Origin of the sequence: Nonomuraea sp. NPDC049784 (assembly GCF_040659615.1) — a bacterium.
GTDB lineage: Bacteria > Actinomycetota > Actinomycetes > Streptosporangiales > Streptosporangiaceae > Nonomuraea.
Window position 1 is genome coordinate 1 of sequence record NZ_JBFAMX010000151.1, and the last position, 20376, is coordinate 20376.

At 70.0% G+C, this 20376-nt stretch carries 18 protein-coding genes; 8 read left to right on the forward strand and 10 right to left on the reverse strand.

The window, feature by feature from the left end:
* Together edd and zwf are read right to left on the reverse strand one after the other, a co-directional pair.
* Positions 1–1657, reverse strand: a 1657-nt coding sequence (gene edd, locus AB0J09_RS27770) for a phosphogluconate dehydratase (RefSeq protein WP_360697114.1), incomplete at its 3' end; no start/stop codon positions are given.
* Positions 1654–3054 (reverse strand): glucose-6-phosphate dehydrogenase, encoded by a 1401-nt coding sequence (zwf, locus tag AB0J09_RS27775; protein ID WP_360697159.1) that lies wholly within the window; start codon positions 3052–3054, stop codon positions 1654–1656. The genes zwf and edd, both read right to left, overlap by 4 nt.
* 217 nt (positions 3055–3271) lie before the next feature.
* Between zwf and AB0J09_RS27780 the strand changes: the two genes are divergently transcribed.
* Positions 3272–4471, forward strand: coding sequence for an ROK family transcriptional regulator (locus AB0J09_RS27780; protein WP_360697117.1), 1200 nt, complete (start codon positions 3272–3274; stop codon positions 4469–4471).
* Positions 4472–4632: 161 nt separating this feature from the next.
* Here AB0J09_RS27780 and AB0J09_RS27785 read toward each other — a convergent pair whose 3' ends face one another.
* Positions 4633–5202, reverse strand: coding sequence for a hypothetical protein (locus AB0J09_RS27785; protein ID WP_360697120.1), 570 nt, complete (start codon positions 5200–5202; stop codon positions 4633–4635).
* A 69-nt stretch (positions 5203–5271) separates the two neighbouring features.
* Positions 5272–5973 carry a DUF2470 domain-containing protein gene (locus AB0J09_RS27790; RefSeq protein ID WP_360697122.1) on the reverse strand — a complete coding sequence of 234 codons (702 nt, stop codon included), beginning with the start codon at positions 5971–5973 and terminating at the stop codon, positions 5272–5274.
* Between the two features lie 68 nt (positions 5974–6041).
* On the opposite strand from AB0J09_RS27790, the gene rpsD reads away from it, so the two are divergent.
* Together rpsD and AB0J09_RS27800 are read left to right on the forward strand one after the other, a co-directional pair.
* Positions 6042–6656 (forward strand): 30S ribosomal protein S4, encoded by a 615-nt coding sequence (rpsD, locus tag AB0J09_RS27795; RefSeq protein ID WP_360697162.1) that lies wholly within the window; start codon positions 6042–6044, stop codon positions 6654–6656.
* 2 nt (positions 6657–6658) lie between these two features.
* Entirely contained in the window at positions 6659–7867 is a 1209-nt protein-coding gene (locus tag AB0J09_RS27800; RefSeq protein WP_360697125.1) for a low temperature requirement protein A, read from the forward strand.
* A 13-nt stretch (positions 7868–7880) separates the two neighbouring features.
* Here the strand turns inward: AB0J09_RS27800 and AB0J09_RS27805 are convergent, their stop codons facing one another.
* Positions 7881–8672: an ion transporter gene (locus tag AB0J09_RS27805; RefSeq protein ID WP_360697128.1), complete on the reverse strand. Its 792-nt coding sequence runs from the start codon at positions 8670–8672 to the stop codon at positions 7881–7883.
* A gap of 119 nt (positions 8673–8791) precedes the next feature.
* Between AB0J09_RS27805 and AB0J09_RS27810 the strand changes: the two genes are divergently transcribed.
* Positions 8792–9100, forward strand: coding sequence for a DUF4190 domain-containing protein (locus AB0J09_RS27810; RefSeq protein ID WP_360697131.1), 309 nt, complete (start codon positions 8792–8794; stop codon positions 9098–9100).
* Here the strand turns inward: AB0J09_RS27810 and AB0J09_RS27815 are convergent.
* Positions 9029–9721: a TetR/AcrR family transcriptional regulator gene (locus AB0J09_RS27815; RefSeq protein WP_360697134.1), complete on the reverse strand. Its 693-nt coding sequence runs from the start codon at positions 9719–9721 to the stop codon at positions 9029–9031. The genes AB0J09_RS27810 and AB0J09_RS27815 overlap by 72 nt on opposite strands.
* Positions 9722–9787: 66 nt before the next feature.
* Between AB0J09_RS27815 and AB0J09_RS27820 the strand changes: the two genes are divergently transcribed.
* Both AB0J09_RS27820 and AB0J09_RS27825 read left to right on the forward strand, forming a co-directional pair.
* Entirely contained in the window at positions 9788–10543 is a 756-nt protein-coding gene (locus AB0J09_RS27820) for an ATP-binding cassette domain-containing protein (protein WP_360697137.1), read from the forward strand.
* Positions 10543–11268: an ABC transporter permease gene (locus tag AB0J09_RS27825; RefSeq protein ID WP_360697141.1), complete on the forward strand. Its 726-nt coding sequence runs from the start codon at positions 10543–10545 to the stop codon at positions 11266–11268. The genes AB0J09_RS27820 and AB0J09_RS27825 overlap by 1 nt, the downstream gene beginning before the upstream one ends.
* A gap of 6 nt (positions 11269–11274) precedes the next feature.
* Here the strand turns inward: AB0J09_RS27825 and AB0J09_RS27830 are convergent, their stop codons facing one another.
* Positions 11275–12633, reverse strand: coding sequence for a S8 family serine peptidase (locus AB0J09_RS27830; protein ID WP_360697144.1), 1359 nt, complete (start codon positions 12631–12633; stop codon positions 11275–11277).
* Between the two features lie 185 nt (positions 12634–12818).
* Here AB0J09_RS27830 and AB0J09_RS27835 point away from each other — a divergent pair, with 185 nt between their 5' ends.
* Positions 12819–14855 carry a spermidine synthase gene (locus tag AB0J09_RS27835; RefSeq protein ID WP_360697147.1) on the forward strand — a complete coding sequence of 679 codons (2037 nt, stop codon included), beginning with the start codon at positions 12819–12821 and terminating at the stop codon, positions 14853–14855.
* A 50-nt stretch (positions 14856–14905) separates the two neighbouring features.
* Here the strand turns inward: AB0J09_RS27835 and AB0J09_RS27840 are convergent, their stop codons facing one another.
* Positions 14906–16453, reverse strand: coding sequence for an LCP family protein (locus AB0J09_RS27840; RefSeq protein ID WP_360697150.1), 1548 nt, complete (start codon positions 16451–16453; stop codon positions 14906–14908).
* A gap of 200 nt (positions 16454–16653) precedes the next feature.
* On the reverse strand, positions 16654–17646 hold the full coding sequence (locus tag AB0J09_RS27845; RefSeq protein WP_360697152.1) for a neutral zinc metallopeptidase: 993 nt from the start codon (positions 17644–17646) through the stop codon (positions 16654–16656).
* A 544-nt stretch (positions 17647–18190) separates the two neighbouring features.
* Here AB0J09_RS27845 and AB0J09_RS27850 point away from each other — a divergent pair.
* Positions 18191–19060 carry a LysR family transcriptional regulator gene (locus AB0J09_RS27850; protein ID WP_360697154.1) on the forward strand — a complete coding sequence of 290 codons (870 nt, stop codon included), beginning with the start codon at positions 18191–18193 and terminating at the stop codon, positions 19058–19060.
* 56 nt (positions 19061–19116) lie between these two features.
* On the opposite strand, the gene AB0J09_RS27855 is transcribed toward AB0J09_RS27850, so the two are convergent.
* The coding region (locus AB0J09_RS27855; protein ID WP_360697156.1) for an ATP-binding protein at positions 19117–20376 on the reverse strand (1260 nt) is incomplete at its 5' end.

Here is a 20376-nt window from a genome sequence, read left to right on the forward strand (position 1 = left end):
AGACCCGGTCCTCGTCGCCCGGGCGGACCTCCTCCTGCGCGGCGTCGCGGGCCGACTCGATGAGGCCCTGGAACGGCCCCGTGGAGGTGCTCCTGGACGCGCCGGACATCCGCCCGTCCGTGACGATGGCCACCCGCTGGCCCCTGTCCAGCAGCACGGCCAGCGGCGGCGTGAGCTTGTGCAGCTCGGGCATGCCGTTCGCGCTCGGCCCCTGGTAGCGGATGACCGCCACGAAGTCCTGCCCGTCCAGTTCGCCCGCCTCGAACGCCTTCAGCAGGTCCAGCTGGTCGTCGAACACCTTGGCCGGCGCCTCGATCACCAGGTGCTCCTGCTTGACCGCGGACACCTTGGAGACGGCCCGGCCCAGGTTGCCGGAGAGCATGTGGATGCCGCCGTCCGGCGAGAACGGCGCCGCGACGGGGCGCAGCACGTCCAGGTCCGAACTTCCGCCGGTGACCGGCGACCACACCGGCTCGCCGTCCACCAGCTCGGGAGCCTCGCGGTAGCGGTCGAGCCCGCGCCCGGCCACGGTCATGACGTCGGCGTGCAGCAGGCCCTCGTCGAGGAGGTCGCCGATGAGCACCTGCATGCCGCCGGCGTCGCGGAAGTGGTTCACGTCCGCCTGGCCGTTCGGGTAGATCTTGGTGAGCGACGGCACGACCCGCGACAGGCGGGCGAAGTCATCCCAGGTCAGTACGATCCCCGCGGCGGCGGCCATGGCCACCAGGTGGATCGTGTGGTTCGTGGACCCGCCGGTGGCCAGCAGGGCGACGCAGGCGTTCACGATGGCCTTCTCGTCGACCAGCTCGCCGATCGGCGAGTACTCCGAGCCGTGCGCGGTGATCTCCACCGCGCGGCGCCCGGCCGCCTGGGTGAGCGCGTGGCGCAGCTCGGTGTGCGGATTGACGAACGTCGAGCCCGGCAGGTGCAGGCCCATGACCTCCATCAGCGCCTGGTTGGAGTTGGCGGTGCCGTAGAAGGTGCAGGTGCCGGGGGAGTGGTACGACTTCGCCTCGGCGTCGAGCAGCTCCTCGCGCCCCACCTTGCCCTCGGCGAAGAGCTGGCGGGTGCGCGCCTTCACCTTGTTCGGCAGCCCGGAGGTCATCGGCCCGGCAGGCACGAAGATCGCGGGCAGGTGCCCGAAGTGCAGCGCCCCGATGAACAGCCCGGGCACGATCTTGTCGCACACGCCCAGCAGCAGCGTCGCGTCGAACATGTCGTGCGACAGCGCGATCGCGGTCGCCATGGCGATCACGTCGCGGCTGTAGAGGGACAGCTCCATGCCGGCCCGCCCCTGGGTGATGCCGTCGCACATCGCGGGCACGCCGCCCGCCACCTGCGCCACGCCGCCCGCCTTGCGCACCGCCGCCTTCAGCTCCGGCGGGTACGTCTCATACGGCTGGTGCGCCGACAGCATGTCGTTGTAGCTCGTCACGATCGCCACGCCCGGCTTGGCCGCGCCCATCAGAACGGGCTTGTCCTCGGCGGGCGCGCTCGCGAAGCCGTGTGCCAGGTTCGCGCACCCGAGATGGGCGCGGGCCGGACCCTTGGCCTTGGCGGCCTCGCCGTCGCGGCGGATGCGCTCCAGGTAGGAGGCCCGGCTGGCGGCGCTCCGCTCGGCGATCCGGTCGGTGACGTCCTGAATAAGCGGATTCACATTTCCTCCTCGTGCCAGGCGCGACCGCTGCGGCCGAGCAGTTCGTGGGCTCCGGTGGGGCCGGTGGTTCCGGCGGGGTACGGCTCCGGCAGGTCATCGGACGCCTCCCAGGCCGACAGGATCGGGTCGATCCAGCGCCAGGCCGCCTCCACCTCGTCACGCCGCATGAACAGCGTCGGGTTCCCGGCCAGCACGTCCGTCAGCAGCCGCTCATACGCCTCGGGCACCCGTGCCGTGAACGTCTTGCCGAAGCTCAGCGACAGCGGCACCGGCTTCAGCGTCACCTCGCCCGCGCCCGGCTCCTTGGCCATGATGTGCAGCTCGATGCCCTCTTCCGGCTGCAGCCGCAGCACCAGGCGGTTCGGGCTGCCGCCGGGGAAGATGGAGTGCGGCACGTCCTTGAACTGCACCACGATCTCCGACCTCCGGTACGGCATGCGCTTCCCGGTCCGCAGGTAGAACGGCACGCCGGCCCACCGCCAGTTCTTGACCTCGGCCCGGATCGCGGTGAACGTCTCCACCCGCCGCGAGGCGTCCGTCGGCGGCGTGGAGGCGGGCTCGTCCAGGTAGCCCGGCATCCCGTCCGACTCGGTGTACTGGCCGCGCACGGTGAACCGCTCGGCCTCCGTGCCCGTGATCGGCCGCAGCGCCTGCAGCACCTTGACCTTCTCGTCGCGGATGGCCTCGCGGTCGTTGCGGGCCGGCGGCTCCATCGCGGTCAGCGTGAGGAGCTGGAGCAGGTGGTTCTGCACCATGTCGCGCAGCGCGCCCGCGTGGTCGTAGTAGCCGCGCCTGCCCGGCGTGCCGACGGTCTCGGCGGCGGTGATCTGGACGTGGTCGATCCACAGGGAGTTCCAGATCGGCTCGAGGAAGGCGTTGGCGAAGCGCAGGACCAGCAGGTTCTGCACGGTCTCTTTGCCCAGGTAGTGGTCGATGCGGAAGATCTGGCGCTCGTCGAAGATCGCGCCGACCTCGTCGTTGATCCGCTGGGCGCTCGCCAGGTCCTGGCCCAGCGGCTTCTCCAGTACCACGCGCGAGCGCGGCGTCACCAGCCCGGCCTCGTCCAGCTCGCGGCAGAAGGGGCCGAACGTCCTGGGCGGGCTGGCCAGGTAGAAGATCCGGTCGCGCTGCTCGTGCCCGGCCAGCAGCTTGGTCAGCGCGCTCCACCCGGACTTGTCCGCACCGCCGACGTCCACCGACACGTGGTGCAGGCGGTCGAGGAAGCGCTGCCACATGGCGGGGTCGTCCACCGGGACCTGGTCGCGTACCTCGGCGTCCACCTTGCCGCGGAAGTCGGCGTCGGTCAGGCCGCCCCTGGACATGGCGATGACACGGGTCTCCGGGGAGAGCCGCCCGTCCCGGTCGGTGTGATAGAGCGCCGGGATCAGCTTGCGCATGGACAGGTCGCCGGTCCCGCCGAAGACGACGAGGTCGGCGGTGTGGGCGGGGCTGGTTGTCGACAGGGGGGACACGGTCAGGGCTCCTGATGATCTACCAAGCAGGGACAGAACGGACACTAACGAGAGTTTGGGTCGCACACAAGCGGAGTTTTGACATTTGAGATAAAAAAGTCTGGAGTTTTCATGACCTAACCCCGTGTGGTTCACTTAGCCGATGCCTCGACGTACCGCCGCGACCCTCGCCACCAGTGGTGAGGTGCTCCGCCTCATCCGCACCGGTGAGGCCGTGACGCGGGCCGACATCGGCCGGGTGACCGGCCTGTCGCGTCCCGCGGTGCAACTGCGCGTCGGTGAGCTGCTGGAACGCGGCCTGGTCGTGGAGCGCGACGACGCCCCCTCCACAGGCGGGCGGCCGCCGGTCCGGCTGGAGTTCAACGCCGCGGGCGGTGTGGTGCTGGTGGCGGCGCTCGGCGCCAGCCGTACCAGGGTGGCGGTCTGCGACCTGGCCGGGCAGGAGCTGGACGGGCGCGAGTTCGCGATGGACGTGGAGGAAGGTCCCGACATCGTGCTGCCGCTGCTCATGGACACCTGGGACGAGCTGCTCGGCGACCGGCCGCGCTCGATGATCAGAGGTGTCGGGATGGGCGTGCCGGCCACCGTCGAGTTCGCGCATGGCCGCACGGAGAGCGCCCGGGTGATGGCGTCCTGGACCGGCGTGGTGATCCCGCCGATCATCCGCGACCGCTTCCCCGTCCCCGTGCTCGTGGACAACGACGTGAACGTGCTGGCCATCGGCGAGCACCGCGGCGTCTACCCCGAGCTGGGTGACCTGATGTTCGTGAAGATCTCGACGCGGATCGGCGCGGGCGTGATCGCCGGGGGCGGCATCCTGCGCGGCGCGCTCGGGGCGGCGGGCGAGATCGGGCACATCCCGGTGCTGGACGGTGGCGACGTGCTGTGCCGCTGCGGCAACACGGGCTGCGTCGACTCCGTGGCCAGTGGCACCGCACTGCTACGCGACCTGCGGGCACGCGGCAAGGAGGTCAAGACCATCGCGGACGTGACCGCGCTGGTGCGGGCGGGCGACGCCGAGACCATGGCCACGGTGCGCGAGGCCGGTCGCAGGATCGGCGAGGTGCTCGCCGGCGCCGTGAACATCCTCAACCCGTCGGTGGTGGTGCTGGGCGGCGACGTGGCCGAGGCGTTCGGCCCGCTGGTGTCGAGCATCCGCGAGGTCGTCTACCGCCGCTCCACGGCCCTGGCCACCCGGCGGCTGCGCATCGAGCCGAGCCGGCTGGGCGCCGGGGCGGGCATCAGCGGGTGCGCGGTGATGGTGCTCGACCACGTGCTCTCACCGGAGGCCGTGGACGAGACCATGACGCTCTCGGTCCTCCGCCGCGTTCCGTCGCTCTGACCGTTCCCAATCTTCATCCGTTACGGCTTCGCACGGTGGGCCGCACGCACCGACGTCAGTGACCCTCTGTCATGGCCGGTCGTGAAGGCTCACGGGTCGCTCGCCGTGACGACGCGCATCCTTGGCCGATTCCGTGGCGGCCCTGAGCCGGTTCGACGCGTTTAGGGCTTTCTGGGTTTCTTGGGCTTGTGCGTCCTGCCGGTAGGCGTGTGCTCAGGCGCGGTGGCGTCAGTGGGGGGTGGCAGGACGGACAGGAGCGTCTGTGTCTGCGCCGGCGTGGAGGGCCCGATGGGCGCGGGCGCGCGGGAAGTGGCGGGCTCCCCGGGCCTGACAAGGCTGGGCCGCGTGGAGGCCCGAGGGCGCGCGGAGGGCGTGGTGGCCGGAGGTGTGGTGCGCCGGGGCGACCGGCTGGGCCGTGAAGCAAATGGGATCGCGGCAGAGGGCGCAAGTGCAGAGGACGGATGGGCCGAGGAAGGAAGCGAGGAAGATCGGCGCAGTGTGCCCGGGTAGGACTCGACGGCGACCGGGATGGAGCCGGTGGGGGCACCGGGCCAGTCGACCGCGTTCGGTTGCTTGGTGCTGACGTTCCCGCCCACCAGGATCCCCGCTGTGGCGAGCATGATCGTGCCGAGCAGGACGCCCGCGACCATCAGGGCCCGCTCCCGTCGCCCGCCCTCGTTGGCGAAATCGGCGAGTTCAGCGGAATCTGATGATCGCTCGGGTTCGCTCACCCCTCAAATGCTAGAGAGGCCGCGAGGACGTCAGGGGGGATCCGGACAAATCACAGAAAATTGTGATCATCAACAGGTGCAGAGGAGCCCTCGCATCGCCGTCTCCAAGCACAGGCCGGAGTGCGCGGGAGTGGGCCACGGGAAGCGCACCAGCGATTCGTCCACCCGCACGGTCGCCCCGTATCGGTCCAGCTCCCACAGCCACACCTCGCCGGCCTGCTCCCCGAGTTGCCTGGACACGCCGGCGGTCAGCTGTGCCCGGTGCGAGGAGTTGACGTGCGCGAGCACCTGCTCGGCCGTCTCGGTCAGCGGGTCGGGCGCCGCGCCCAGGTAGTCGTCGGCGTCCAGCAGCCCCGACTCCTGCCCCGTCAGGTAGACGACCTGCCCCACGTCCAGCCGGAGCAGCCGCGGCGCGCCGCGCTCGCCGAACCGCTCGAGCGCGTCGAACAGGCTCTCGTCAGCACTGTGGGCGGCCACCGTGACCGCCGCCGCGCGCGCCTCGCTCGCCGGTACGGCCTCCGCCCACCCCTGCACCTCGATCAGCCCGCGCGGATGCGTGACCGTGCCCAGCTGGCGCATCGCGGTCAAGTTCACCGCCACGACGGCGTCCTCACGCAGGCCGTGCAGCGGCTCCCCGGGCAGCACCAGCAGCACGGGCCGGCCGCGCTCGTCCACGCCTCCGCGGGCGGGCGAGGGGCCGCCGTCGACGGACAACTTGGCGACGCTCGCGCTCGCGGCGAGGGTGCGGACACGCTCGGGGATCGTCAGCATGGGCCCTCCATTCCGATGGTAGGTTAGGCTTACCTAAGTAAGGATTACCTAATCACATCGAGGTGAATGTGCGCTACACCGGCCCCAAGGTGCGACTGTCGCGTCGCGCGGGCGTCCCGCTGACCAGGAAAGCCGTCCGCTACTTCGAGCAGCGCCCCTACCCGCCGGGCGAGCACGGCCGCAAGACCAACCGCCGCAACACCGGCGACTACGGGCTGCGGCTGATGGAGAAGCAGAAGCTGCGCTGGTACTACGACGTGTCGGAGCGGCAGCTGCGCCGCTACTGGGACCTCGCCGTGCGCAAGCCGGGCGCGTCGGGCGCCGAGCTGGTCACGCTGCTGGAGAGCCGGCTGGCCTCGCTCTTGCTGCGCGCCGGGTTCGCGCCGTCGATCTACGCGGCCAGGCAGTACATCAGCCACGGGCACATCGCCGTGGACGGCCGCAAGGTGGACATCCCCAGTTACCTGGTCAAGCCCGGACAGGTGATCACGGTCCGGGAGCGGTCCCGCAAGATGCAGCCGTTCGTGGCGGCCGCGGAAGGCGTGCACGCCGACGAGCGCATCGCGCCCTACCTCTCCGTGGACCATGCTGATCTGCGCTTCACGCTGACGCACCGGCCCGAACGCGAGCAGATCGTGATCCCTGTGGACGAGCAACTCGTCGTGGAGTTCTATTCTCGTTAGCCGTGAGTGGAGCGGTAGAGCGTCATGCAAGCTGGTTAGAGCTGTTCTTCGACCTGGTCGTCGTCGTGGCGGTGGCGCAACTCGCCCACCGGCTGGCGCACCCCACGTGGGCGGACGTCGGGCTGTTCGTGGTGCTCTACTACGCCGTGTGGAGCGTGTGGACGACGCTGACGCTCTACTCGAACGCGGAGGCCGAGCGCACCCGCACGCGCGGCATGCTGATCGGCATGTTCGGTATCGCGGTGATGGCCGCCGCCGCGCCCGACGTCGCCCACAAGCTGGTCACGACGGGCGACACGCACGACGGCTGGTTCATCGCCGCGTACATCACCTGCAGGGTCGGCGCCTCGCAGACCCTGCAGCGCTCCGGCATGATCATGACGGCCTGGCCCGCGGCCCAGCTCGGCGCGGGCCTCATCCCGTGGTTCGCCTCCATCGGAGTCCAGGGGCCGGCGCGGTATTGGCTGTGGGGCGTCGGCGTCGTCCTCGACATGATCTTCTCCGTGCTGCAGAGCCGCAGGCCGGAGCGTCTGGTCAGCGAGATGCGGCGGCAGGGCCAGCGGATGAAGGAGCGTGAGCTGCGCCGGGCGCAGTTGAGCGGACGGGCGCCGCGCCCGATTGAGGCGATCAAGGCCGCCGTGCTCGACCCCGCGCACCTGGGAGAGCGGCTCGGCCTGTTCGTCATCATCGTGCTCGGCGAGGCGGTCATGCAGGTCGTGATGGCCGCCTCCGGGCAATCCTGGGGTCCGGAGCTCGGCCTGGCGGCGGCCGCGGGATTCGGGCTGGTCGTCTCGCTGTGGTGGCTGACCCTGCAGTACGGCGTGAGCGCGGTGCCGGGCGCGGCCGAGCGGGGGCTGCGGGCGTATGTGGCGCTGCCCGCGCACTTCGTGATGACCGTGGGCATCACCGCGACAGCGGCCGGGCTCGGCGCGGTCGCCGCGCACCCGGACGCCCACCCGCACGGCGGCGTCGGCTGGGTGCTGGGCGCTGGCCTGGCCGTCTACTTCGCCGCCTCCACCGTGCTCGGCGTGGCCGCGGGCGCCGAGGGGCGGTGGATCTGGGGATGGGCGCTGCCCTCGGTCGTCGCGCCGCTGGCGGTGGCCGCGGTGTCCGGTCTGGTCGCGGGCTGGGCCGTGGTCGCGCTGCTGCTGCTCGTCACCCTGTGGCGGGTCGCCTACCGGCCGCGCGTCGCCTCGGTCCAGCCGGCGTAGCTCTGGCGCGGGCTCAGTCCATGACGTCCTGCCGGCGTAGCTGGGCGACCTCCTTGCGGAGCTCGGCCAGCTCTTCCAGGATCCGCTGGGTGTTCGCGGTGGTGGTGTCCTCCAGGACGGCGCGCTCCTCGGCGCTCTCCTCGTCCATGGCGCTGACCACGACGGCCATGAAGAGGTTCAGGATCACGAACGTGCACACCAGGATGAAGATGGTGAAGAAGATCCACGCCGACGGGTGCACGCTCATCACCTCCCTGGCGATGTTGCCCCAGTCGTCGCCGGTCATCGTCTGGTAGAGAGTGAACAGCGACGTCGGCAGGCTGCCGAAGCGCTGCGGCGCGGTGTCCCCGTAGAGCTTGGTGGCCATGACGGCGGCGACGTAGAGCACCAGGCCGAGCAGCACCACGATCGAGCTCATGCCCGGCATCGCACGCAGCAGCGCCGACACCACGCGGCGCAGGCTCGGCACGACCGACAGCAGCCGCAGGGCACGCAGGATGCGCAGCGAGCGCAGCACCGACAGGCCGCCCGAGTGGGGGATGAAGGCGGTGACGACGATCAACGTGTCGAAGATGTTCCACGGGTCGCGCACGAAGCGCGAGCGCTCGACATAGACCTTGGCCAGCAGTTCGGCGGCGAAGATGTACAGCGCGACGTGGTCGACCGCGGTGAGCAGGTGGCCGTAGCCGGCCACGACGGCCGGGAAGGTCTCCAGGCCGAGCGTGGCCGCGTTGAGCAGGATGACGCCGACGATGAACCGCTGGAAGGCCGGGTGGGCGAGTAAGGCGGCGGTGCGTTCACGCACGGGGGCAGGCTCCTATAGGGGTTCGATCATGTGCTCCACCATGATGGCGCAACATGATCAAGCGGGAGACTGTGGTATAAAACGCACCTGGACGACGACGGAGAGGGGGCGGAGCGAGCATGTCCTATCCGGACTACGGCCCCTCCTACTACGGGCCACCGCCGCAGAGCCATCCGCAGGGCACCACCATTCTCGTGCTGGGCATCCTGAGCCTGGTGGTCTGCACGTTCATCGGCCCCTTCGCCTGGTCGATGGGCACCAGGGTGCTGCGCGAGATCGACGCGAGCGGCTACTACTACGAAAACCGCGGCATGGTCCAGGCGGGGCGCATCTGCGGGATCGTCAGCTCGGTCATGCTAATCCTCACCTTCGGCTTCCTGATCTTCGGCTTCGGGATCGCGCTGCTGAGCGGTGCCCTGTCCAGCTAGCAGGCAGCCGATGCCCGACTCCAGCAGGTCGAACGCCTTCTCCGCCTGAGCCCTGAGGTCGGGCTCGATGCTCTCCCAGTCCTCTCCCGCCAGCAGCCTGCGTACCGCATAGTGCGTGAGGATCCGCGTCGTGTTGAGGATGTGGGTGGCGGCCAGCCGCGGCGTGATGTCGTCCGCGTCGGACTCCAGCTCGTCGACCAGCTCCCGCGCCAGCGCGTTCTCCCGCTGCTCGTGGAGCTCGCGTAGCTTGGCCACAAGCGAGGGGGCTTCGCCGACGATCCTGGCGAACACGTCGGTGCCCAGGTTGAGCCCGTAACGCCAGCCACGCGTGTCGATGGCGTCGAGGAAGTCGCGGCGGAACGCCCGCACCACGCTCTCCCCGGGCTCGCGCTCGCGCACCACCCGCGGCGCCAGGTCGATCGCCAAGTCCAGCCGGTCGGCGAAGAGGTCCTCCTTGGTGCTGAAGTAGTTGAACACCGTGTTGACCGACACGTCGGCGGTCCGCGCGATCTCGGCCACGGTCACGTTGTCGAACCCCTTCGCCATGAACAGCCCCATCGCGATGTCCGCGATGCGCTGCCTGGTCTCGCGCTTCTTCCGCTCCCGCAGCCCCTCTTCCATGCCCCCATCATATCGATGTTGCAGTGACTCTAAAATTATGTCTACTCTAACTTTGGAGGCGATGAAATGATCAAGACTTCAGGTCTGAGCAAGACCTTCGACGGCGGCGTGGAAGCCGTCAAAGGCGTCGACATCTCGGTCGAGCCCGGCGAGATCGTCGGCTTCCTCGGCCCTAACGGCGCCGGCAAGACCACGACCATGCGCATGCTGACCACGCTGCTGCGCCCCACCTCGGGCACCGCCACGGTGGCCGGCCACGACCTGCTCGGCGACGCGAAGGAGGTGCGCAGGCGCATCGGGTACGTCTCCCAGGGCGGCGGGATCTCGCCCGCGACGCCGCTGCAGGGCGAGCTCGAGCTCCAGGGCATGCTGTACGGGCTGAGCCGGCGGGAGGCGGAGGCCAGGACGCGGGAGGCGCTGGAGCGGCTCGGGCTCGCGGGGCTGGAGACGAAGCCGGGCGCGGCGCTCTCGGGCGGTCAGCGCCGCCGCTTCGACATCGCGTTCGCCCTGCTGCACGACCCGGTCCTGCTCTTCCTCGACGAGCCAACGACCGGGCTCGACCCGCAGAGCCGGGCCAACCTCTGGGAGCACATCCGCTCGCTGCGGGAGGAGAAGGGCATGACGGTCTTCCTCACCACCCACTACCTGGACGAGGCGGACGCGCTCTGCGACCGGATACTGATCATCGACCACGGCGGGATCGTGGCCGAGGGCGCCCCGGCCGAGCTCAAGACCGGCGGGCGCACGCTCGACGACGTGTTCCTCGACATCACCGGTAGGTCGCTGCGCGAGGAGACCGCGCTTTTCGGAAAGGGAGCCTGATGCTGCGCGACACCTGGGTGCTGTTCCGCCACGGCGCGCGCGTCACGCTGCGGCAGAAGGTCGGCATCGTCTTCGGCGCGATCCAGCCGCTGCTCTTCCTGGTGCTGTTCGGGCCCATTTTCACCACGTTCGGCACGTGGGAGACGCTCGTTCCCGGCCTGATCATCCAGCTGGGGCTGATGAGCATGGGCCTGGCGGGATTCGGGGTGGTGTTCGAGAAGCGCTCCGGCGTGCTGGAGCGCATGCGGGTCACCCCCGCCAGCCGGCTGGCGCTGCTGCTGGGGCGCGTGCTCAACAACACGCTCACGCTGATGATCCAGTTGGTGCTGCTCCTGGTTGTCGCCTTCGCCTTCGGCCTGCGCGCCCCCGCGCCGGGACTGGCCGCCGGGATCGTGCTGGTGGTCGTGCTGGGGGTGAGCCTGGCCGCCCTGTCGTACGCCGTCGCGCTGACGATCAACGAGCAGCTGTTCGCGCCCGTGATGTCCACCGCGGTGATCCCGCTGGTCCTGCTGTCAGGGTCGTTCCTGCCGATGTCGATGGCGCCGGGCTGGCTCGACGCCATCTCGCACATCAGCCCGTTCAGGTACGTGCTGGAGGCGCTGCGCGACCTGTTCAACGGGCGCTACCTGACGGGCACCGTGGGCCTGGGCGTGGCGGTGACCGTGGTGTTCGCCGTGGTCAGCCTCACGGTCGGGACCCGGGTGTTCAACCGGGCGAACGCCTGAGGGGCGTCAGGCCGCGCTCTTGACCCGCCGCTGGAGCGCGGCGATGATCCCGGCCGGGTCCACGTTCCCGTAGCCGTAGTCGTAGTCGAAGCCCACCTCGCTGCGGTCCTCGGCGGTGCGCCGCAGCAGCGCCCGCAGCTGGGCGGGCGACAGAGTGGCGGCCGGCCACCGGGTGCGTATGGCGGCGACGAGCCCGGCGGCCACCGGCGTGGCCGCGGAGGTGCCCGAGTCGGGCGTGCCGTCGCCGAACGCCTTGGACCCGGAGAAGTGCGTGTAGGCGCAGAGGTCGGGCTTGCGGGCGGTCAGCCGGCCGGGCCCCTGCGAGGAGTAGCCCACCCGCTCGCCGTTCACGTCGACACCGCCGATCGCCAGGACCTTCGGGTGAGAGTTCGCGCCCGCGATGGGCCGGTTGGGGAAGGCGCACCGGCCGTCGGGGCACTGCACTCCGCAGTTGCCCGCCGCGAACAGCACGTCCGTCCCCGCCGCGTCCAGCTCGGCCACCATCAGGTTGAACGGGTGGGCGGCGTTGTCGGAGTAGTTGCCGGGATGCCCGACGGGGAAGTCCCACTCGGGGGAGAACGACCCCCACGAGTTGCTCACGACCAGCGCCCTGGTGCCGGCGGGCTGGGCGGCGAGCACGTCACGCAGGTGCGCGAACGCCGACACCGCGTCCGACAGCAGCCCGTCCATCGCCGTGCCGCCCGGCCGGGTGGACAGCAGCACGGGGATGTCGATCAGTGACGCCTGCGGGGCGGCGATGAGCGTGTCGAACGCGCACATCGTCCCGTGATCGACCTCGAACTCGCCGGGCGTGCCCGACACGCCCTGCGGGTTCCAGGACCGCGCGGCGTCCAGCGTGACGCCCCTGCCGAGCTGCCTGGCCGTGTGGGCCGCGTTGATCCCGGTGTCGAGCACGGCCAGCGCCACCCCGGTGCCGTCGAGCCCTTCCGCGTGCAGGGCCGGCACGTTCAGCAGCCGCTCCACGTCGTGCCAGTCGCCGACCGGCGGATCGCCCCCGCACGTCTGCGTGGACTCGATGACCGGGTCGGCGAAGATCCCGACCACGTCTGGCCTCAGGGCGGGCAGCATCGTGATCCTGGAGGCCAGCTCGTCGTCCGAGATCGTGCCGCGTACCAGCACCGAGGCGTCCTCGGCGGCCAACGAGAACCCGAGCGGCTGGTTGAGTGAGAGCGGATCGCCGCCCGCCGCGGGGACGGGCCGCGCGACGGCCACGGGTACGAAGGCGGAGTCGAGCTCAACCCCGGGCAGGCCGTCGGCGACGTCGGCCGTGGTGGCGATCTGGCCGGGGTCGGCGACGGCCGCGACCAGATCAGGGGAGGGGCGGAGCTGAATCAGAACCCGCATGTGACACCACCGAAGGATGTGGAGGGAAACGAACTCCCCAACTTTCATCCATCCAATGGTTTGACGTCCAGCCACTCCCAGGGGTTTTGACCTGCGTAAATGCCTTAATTCGTGCGAAGCGGACGACATTTCTTCCGGGGTGCCGGACTTCCTTGTTTTCGCTCTCTTCACTACGGTGATGCAGCATGACGCTCCAGGCGCAGCAGCCGGTCGGGGACGGGGAAAGAGCTCATTGGCTGGCGGTGCGGCCGAGGCTCATCCTCGCCAGCGCCTTCATGCTCTTTCTCGAGCTGGCACTGATCCGGTGGACCGGGTCTAACATCGTCCACCTCAGCTATTTCACGAATTTCGTGCTGCTCGGCTCATTTCTGGGCATCGGGCTGGGCTTCCTGCGCGTGGGGCGGTCGCGGCGGCAGCCGTACTACTCGCCCGTCGTGCTCGCCGTCCTGGTCGCCGTCGTCCTGACGTTCCCCGTGACGGTCGACAGGAACACCGAGGGCGTCCTGTACTGGACGAGCCTGTCCACCACCGGTCCGCCCGCCTGGCTGATCCTGCCGGTGATCTTCGGCGCCGCCGCGCTGGTGCTCATGGGGCCCGCCGAGCTCGTCGGACGCTGCTTTCCCGAGCTGCCGCGCCTGGAGGCGTACCGGTACGACCTGATCGGCAGTCTCAGCGGGATCGCGGCGTTCACGGCGCTGTCGTTCCTGAGCGCGCCGCCGGTGTTCTGGGGGCTGATCGTGGCCATCTGCTACGGCCTGCTGCTCGTGCCCCGGCCGCGCTCGCTCTACATCGGGCTGGTGACCGTGCCCTCGGTGGCCGTGGTGGGGCTGCTGCTGGCCGAGACGCTGACCGCCGGGGCGATCTGGTCGCCTTACTACAAGGTCACGACCCGGCAGCTCACGCAGCTCGGCGTGCTCGTCACCGACATCGCGGTCAACGGCATCCCGCACCAGCAGGCCGTGCCCGCCGCCGCCCGCCTGCAGTGGGAGGCCCAGTACGGGCTGCCGTACGAGCGGACCACGAAACCGCCCAAGGACGTGCTCATCGTCGGCGCGGGCAGCGGCACCGACGTGGCCATCGCGCTGACCAAGGGCGCGAACCGGGTGGACGCCGTGGAGATCGACCCCAAGCTGCGCGAGCTCGGCGGCTCGGTCCACCCCGACCGGCCGTACGACGACCCGCGCGTCACCACCCACATCACCGACGGGCGCGCCTTCCTGGAGCGCACGAGCGACAAGTACGACCTGATCCTCTTCGCCCTGCCCGACTCGCTCACCCTCGTCTCAGGGGCCTCCTCGCTGCGCCTGGAGAGCTACCTGTTCACCGAGGAGGCCATGCGGGCCGCCCGCGCCCACCTCAAGCCGGGCGGCACGTTCTCGATGTACAACTACTACCGCGAGAGCTGGCTCGTCGACCGCCTCGCCTCCACGATGCAGAGCGCCTTCGGCCACAAGCCGTGCGTGGACGTCGTCAGCACGGCGGGCCAGCAGGCCGTGATCACGGCCGGCCTGACCGCCTCCGACCAGCGCTGCGCGGCCGAGTGGCCCGGCGCCGCCGCCGGCACCCCGCAGCCCGCCAACGACGACCGGCCGTTCCTCTACCTCAAGGACGCCACGATCCCGCCGATCTACATCATCACGCTCGGCCTGATCCTCATCGTCAGCCTCTTCGCTGTCCGCGTCGTCGCGGGGCCCTTTGACCGGATGCGCCCGTACGCGGACCTGTTCCTGCTGGGCGTGGGGTTCATGCTGCTGGAGACCAAGAGCGTGACCGGGTTCGCGCTGCTGTTCGGCACCACGTGGGTCGTGAACGCGATCGTCTTCGCCGGCGTCCTGGTCGCGGTCCTCGCCGCCGTCGAGGTCACCCGCCGCTTCCGCACCCCGCCCCTGCCGGTCATGTACGGCGTGCTGCTCGCCGGCCTGCTGCTGGCCTGGCTGGTGCCGAACGCGTGGCTCCTGTCGCTCCCGCTGCCGCTGCGCGCGGTGGCGGCCGTGACGGTGGCGTTCCTGCCGATCTTCGCCGCGAACGTCGTCTTCGCCAAGCGCTTCGCGGACACGGCGGACGCCACCACGTCCTTCGGGGCCAACCTGCTGGGGGCCATGGTGGGCGGGTGCCTCGAGTACGCGGCGCTGGTGATCGGCTACAAGGGCCTGCTGATCGTGGCCGCGCTGCTCTACCTCGGCGCCATGGCGCTGCTGCCGAGGAAGTCGGCGGCAGTGTGACGGAGGTGGCGGCCGCCGGAGTTCGACACGACGGCCGCCACGCACACCGTCTACGACAGGCCGCAGAGCTCGCTGAGGGACTTGGCGCCGCTCTTCTGGGTGTTCCTGGTCGGCGTCTGCGTGGGCGTCGCGGCGTGCGTGCGGGTCGGCGAGGCCGAGGAGGTGACGCTCGGGGACGCGCTCACATTGGCGGTCTGCGCCTGGCCGGCGGGCCTCGTCGAGTCGGTCAGCGCCTTCTTCGCCGCCTGGCGGATCTTCACCCAGTCCGGCCGGCCCGAGTAGAAGTCCGGCGGGACGAACTGCAGGCTGGTGATCCGGGCGTCCTTGACCTTGACGGCCAGTTCCACCAGCGGCTGCACCAGGTGCTGCGGGATGTTGGTCTGGGCCAGCCGCTTGGCGGCTCCGGCGATCTTGGTGAAGTTGGTGAGGATCTTGGTGGGAGTGGCCTGCTGGGCGAAGGCGCCGATGACGCAGCGCTGGCGGGCCATGCGGGAGAAGTCGTCGCTGTTGACCCGCGAGCGGCCGTACCAGAGGGCCTCCTCGCCGGACAGCCTCCGATAGCCGGCCTTGATGGTGCCCGCCGTGCCGTAGTGGCCGCCCCACTTGACGTCCTGCTCGACCCGGATCTTGAGGCCGCCGATGGCGTCGACGAGGTCCGCGAAGCCGTACATGTTCATCAGCATGTAGTAGTCGATCTTGAGGTTCAGCGTGTAGCCGATGGCGTCCATCAGCGCCCGGGGGCCCTTGTTCTTGCCGCCCATGAGCTGCGGGTTGTCGTTGGCGTACTGCCAGACCTCGTTGAGCAGCCCGCCGTTGGGCAGCTCGGCCATGTAGCCGTTCGGGAACTGCTTGCGCAGCGGCGAGGTCGGCGGGAAGCGCACGTGCTGCAGGTTGCGTGGCAGGCTGAACAGTACGGTGTTGCCCGTCTTGAGGTCCACGCTGGCCACGTTCATGCTGTCGGTGCGCACGCCGGTGCGGTCGCCCGCCGCGTCACCGCCGATCAGCAGGAAGTTCACGCGGTCCCTGCCGCCCCACGGGTCCTCGCCCTCCTTGACCGGGCTGGGGACGTCGGGGTCGGGCACCGAGGGGAAGATCTCGTGGATCGTGCCCCGGAGAGTCATCACGTAGTTGGCGGTCAGGGCGAACGGCGACATCACCGCCACGCACAGCACCCCGACCACGATGCCGGTCACCACCTGGCCCTGCTGGTTCAGCCGGTTGGGGCTGAGTGCGACGTACGAGGTCACCAGCACCGCGAACCACACCAGCGCGAAGACGCAGGCCACGACGACCACGCTGACCATCGCCCCGTCGCCGGCGAGCGCGGCGACGTCCTGCAAGTTCCGGGTCAGCCCGAAGGCCAGCGCCGCCAGCAGCAGCAGCACGTACACGCTGAGAAACGCCAGCCCGGTACGGCGACGCCCGGCGCGCAGGTGAGCGGCGCCGGGCGCGATGGCGGACAGTGCGGTCCACCCGAGTACGGAGGCGGGCGTCAGGGGCTTGGCGAAGCGAGGGGTCGAGGGGCCAGGACGCGGACGACGGATGGGCCGCCGTTTCCTGCCTCCAGGCACGGTTTCTGACCCTTCGCGATTGCTCACACCCGGCTCCTCACACGCCTACCAGGCAAAACTGACGTTTGCTCCCCTTTGGGCACAAGATTGCCAGGATTCTAGTCCCCATATCTGGACATCAGAGACATGTGCCCAACCTGAGATGAACACCCCGTGCATGATGGGCCACGTTTTAGCGGCCCATTGCCCGGCGCCAACCCCGCCGCAGCGGGGCTTCGCGCGCTATGTCAGGAGGTCGTCGAAGAGGGTGCCAGCCATGTGTTGCACTGAAAAGTTTTGCTTTTCTCCCAGCCCTGCCTGAACCACAGGTTGTTGTTGACGGGCTTGCCGTGGTCGCGTGGCCAGCCCGGGTAGTCGCCCACCTGGCCGTAGAACCAGAACAGGCGGGCGCGCATGGACGTGTTCACCGGGTACGACGACGCCACGGACCGCATCCACATGCCGCCGAAACAGGTGGCCTGCAACTCCAGCTTCCTGCTGAGCGCCAGCTTGCCGCTCTGGCTGGAGGAGTCGAGGCTGGCGCGCCACCAGGAGTCCATCATGCCCGTGATGTTCTGGACGTGGTGCCCGTACTCGTGGGCCAGCATGCTGATGATGCCGCCGTGCCAGGAGATGATCTGGCCGTACCCGCGGGCGTTGCCGTTGCCCCTGGCCATGGCCGAGGTGGAGGCGTAGATCGTGTTGTTGCGCGGGCAGTAGTACGGCACCATGCTGCCCGCGGACGGGTAGTCGCCGCACGCGCCTCTGCCCCGCTTGGCCGCGATGGCGTAGCTGGGCGGGCTGAAGTTGATGCCCTGCTTCTTCAGGATCGGCCCCCATGCCTGGTCCATGCACTTGCCGGTCTTCAGGATCAGCGCCTTGAGCTGGCTGTGGTTGAAGATGTTCGCGTTGCCGGCGGGGCAGCTCAGCCTGGGCAGGGCGCCGGCCCGGTACACGGTGTTGTTCTTCAGGCTCGTGTTGAGGGTGACCTTGGGCTGCTGCTGGGTGGGGGTCGTCTCCTGCTGGGTGGGCTCCTCGGACTGCGAGTGCGACCGTGTCGGCGTCCAGGTGGGGGAGGGCTCGTCGGTGGTGCTCTCCGACGGCTCGTACGTCGGGATCGCGACCGGCGTCGTCGTCTCCGGCCTGGATGAGCCCTTCAGTAACGCCGCCCCGATGACGAGCAGCACGAACAGCGCCGCCATCGACCCGAGAACGGCGCCGAGCACCCCGACGACGCCCATCCCCGACTTCTTGCGCTGAGGCGGCCCCCACTGCGCCGGCGGCAAGGGCGGCGGCGGGGGAGGGGGTGGCGGCGGCTGCCGGTACTGCTGCCCGTACGGTGGCGGCGGGTACTGCGGGCCGCCCTGCGGCGGGTACGGCTGCCCCTGCGGATATGCCGGCCACTGGGGATGCGGCGGCCCCTGCGGGGGAGCACCCGGCGGCGGAGGGGGTGGCGGGTACGCTTGCCCGCCGCCCTGCTGTTGCGGCTGGCGGTAGTTCGGCGGCGGCCATGGCAACGAGGGCGGCCTGTGTGGCTGCCCTGGCCCCTGTGGCGGGGGTGGATATTGCCCGTTCCCTGTCACCGTGTCTCCCCGTTCACCCGGTTGTCTGGAATGGATGGCTTTGCGCCGCGGCTAGTCGGACCCTTGCCAAATTTGGGGCAAAAGCATACTGATTTATCACCCGTCACGGATGTAGCAGTGCTCGGTTACGGTCCGAAATCATTCGAGGTGATCTCGGTTATCTCCCGGTCCGCGCGGCGGGCGTTGCCCTAGCTTCTTTGGCATGAATCTCCAGCAGCTCCGCTATGTGGTCGCGACTGCGGAGCACCGCACCATGACTGACGCGGCAAGATCGCTTTACATCGCGCAGCCTGCGCTGTCACGCGCGATCCGCGATCTGGAGCGAGAGCTCGGCATGACGCTCTTCGCTCGTTCAGGCCGCGGCGTGGTCGTCACCGCGCAGGGCCGCCGGGTGGTCAAGCTGGCGAGGGAGGCACTCGACGCGGTTCACGAGATCGAGGGCCTGGCCAACCACAGCGGAGCCACGGAAGCGGAGCTCCGCATAGCCTCCACGCCCAGCCTCGAACCCGGCCTCGCCGGACGGCTGCTCCCGGCTTACGCGGCCGAGCACCCGGGAGTACGCGTGCACATCGTCCGCTGCGACGGCAGAGACGCCGTCGTCAGCGCCATCAGGGACCAGCGGGCCGACCTCGGGCTGACCGATCTGCCCGTCCCCACTGATCTCATCACCCACCCGCTCGAACGCCAGGAGATCGTGCTGATCTCCCCGCCCGGGCTCGAACTGCCCAATCCGGTGCCGATGGGCAAGCTGCACGGCATGCGCCTGGCACTCCCTGCCCGCGGCAGCGTGCGGCGCAGGGAGCTGGACGCGATGTTCGGCAAGTACGCGGTGAGCCCCGTCGTCGTGCTCGAAACCGACGAGCGCAACGGCTGGCTCAACGCGGTACGCGCCGGCCAGGCGTCGTTGCTCTGGTACCGCGGCATGGCCGAACAGGCCGCCCGCGCGGGCTTGATCGTGCGCTCGCTCGAACCCGCCGTGCGGCGCGTCATCGCCGTCGTGCACGCCCGGCGCCGCCTCCCACTGATCGCCCAGGACTTCCTGGCCACCGCAGAAAAGGGGACAGCCGCCTGACCTGATTAGGAACGCTCCAGGCCCCCAGCCTCAGTGCTGGGGGAGCCGCAGGCCCGTCAGGGGGAGACGGGCAGCCGCACCACAGCCCGCAGCCCAGGCGCGGCGTCCTCGAGGACGACCGTGCCGCCGTGAGCCCGCACGGTCTCGCGTACGATGGCCAGCCCAAGTCCGGCGCCGCCCTCGTCACGGCTGCGACCGGAATCCAGCCTCGTGAAACGGTTGAAGACGCGCTCGCGATCCTGCTCAGGAATGCCGGGCCCGTCGTCGGTCACCGTCAGCACGCCGTCCGCGGTCAGCGCCACCTCGACCTTCGACGACGTATGACGTACCGCGTTGTCCATCAGGTTCGTCAGCACCCGGCTCAGGTCGAGGGCGTCGCCCCGCACCACGACCGGGTCGCACACCGTCAGGCGCGCCTCGGCGTACCTGTCGACGGTCTGCCGTACCACCTCGTCCAGCTCGACGGGTTCCCGCCTGGCGGGCACGCCGCCGCGCTCGTCCAGCCTGGCCAGCGCCAGCAGGTCCTCGGCCAGCCTGGACAGCCGCATCGTGTCCTCCAGGACGCCCTCGGCGGTCTCCTGCCAGTCCTGACCCTCGGGATGCCCGAGCGCGACCTCCAGCTGCAGCCTGATGCTGGCGAGGGGGCTGCGCAGCTCGTGCGCGGCGTCGGAGACCAGCGCCCGCTGGCGCTGCTCGGCCTCCTCCAGCCGGGCCAGCATGTCGTTCAGCGTGGTGGCCAGCGAGTGCACCTCGTCACGCGACTGCGGCACCGGCAGCCGCCGCGATCTCGCCGTGTGCGTGATGTCGGCCGCGCCCCTTCGCAGCGCCGCGATCGGGCGCAGCGTACGGCCGATCATGAGCCAGCTCGCCACCGCGAGCAGCACGATCAGCGCGGGCGTGCCCACCAGCAGCACCCTGCCGGCCGTGGCCAGGCTGGTCTGGATCTCGCTGATGGGCCTGGCCGCGATCACGGTCTGCCCGCGGTCCGCGCGCAGCACGATCACCCGCAGGAACCCGGAGATCGCGTACGGCCGCCCGTCGAGGAGCGTGGCCTGCCCGTGCTTCAGCACCCTGGCCCTGCTCGCCGCATCCAGCAGCGGGACCAGCCGGTCGGTGCCGTACGTGACGTGCGTGATCCGCCCCTGGGCGTCGATGACCTGCACGATCGTGCCGTCGTGTGTGGTGATCGGGCTGGTCAGCGTGCCCGCGTCGGCCGCCACGCGCACGGACTGAGCCTGCTGCCTGGTGGACTCGTCCACCGTGTCCATGAGCGCCCGGTCCAGCACGCTGAGCAGCACCGACGCCGACACGGCCAG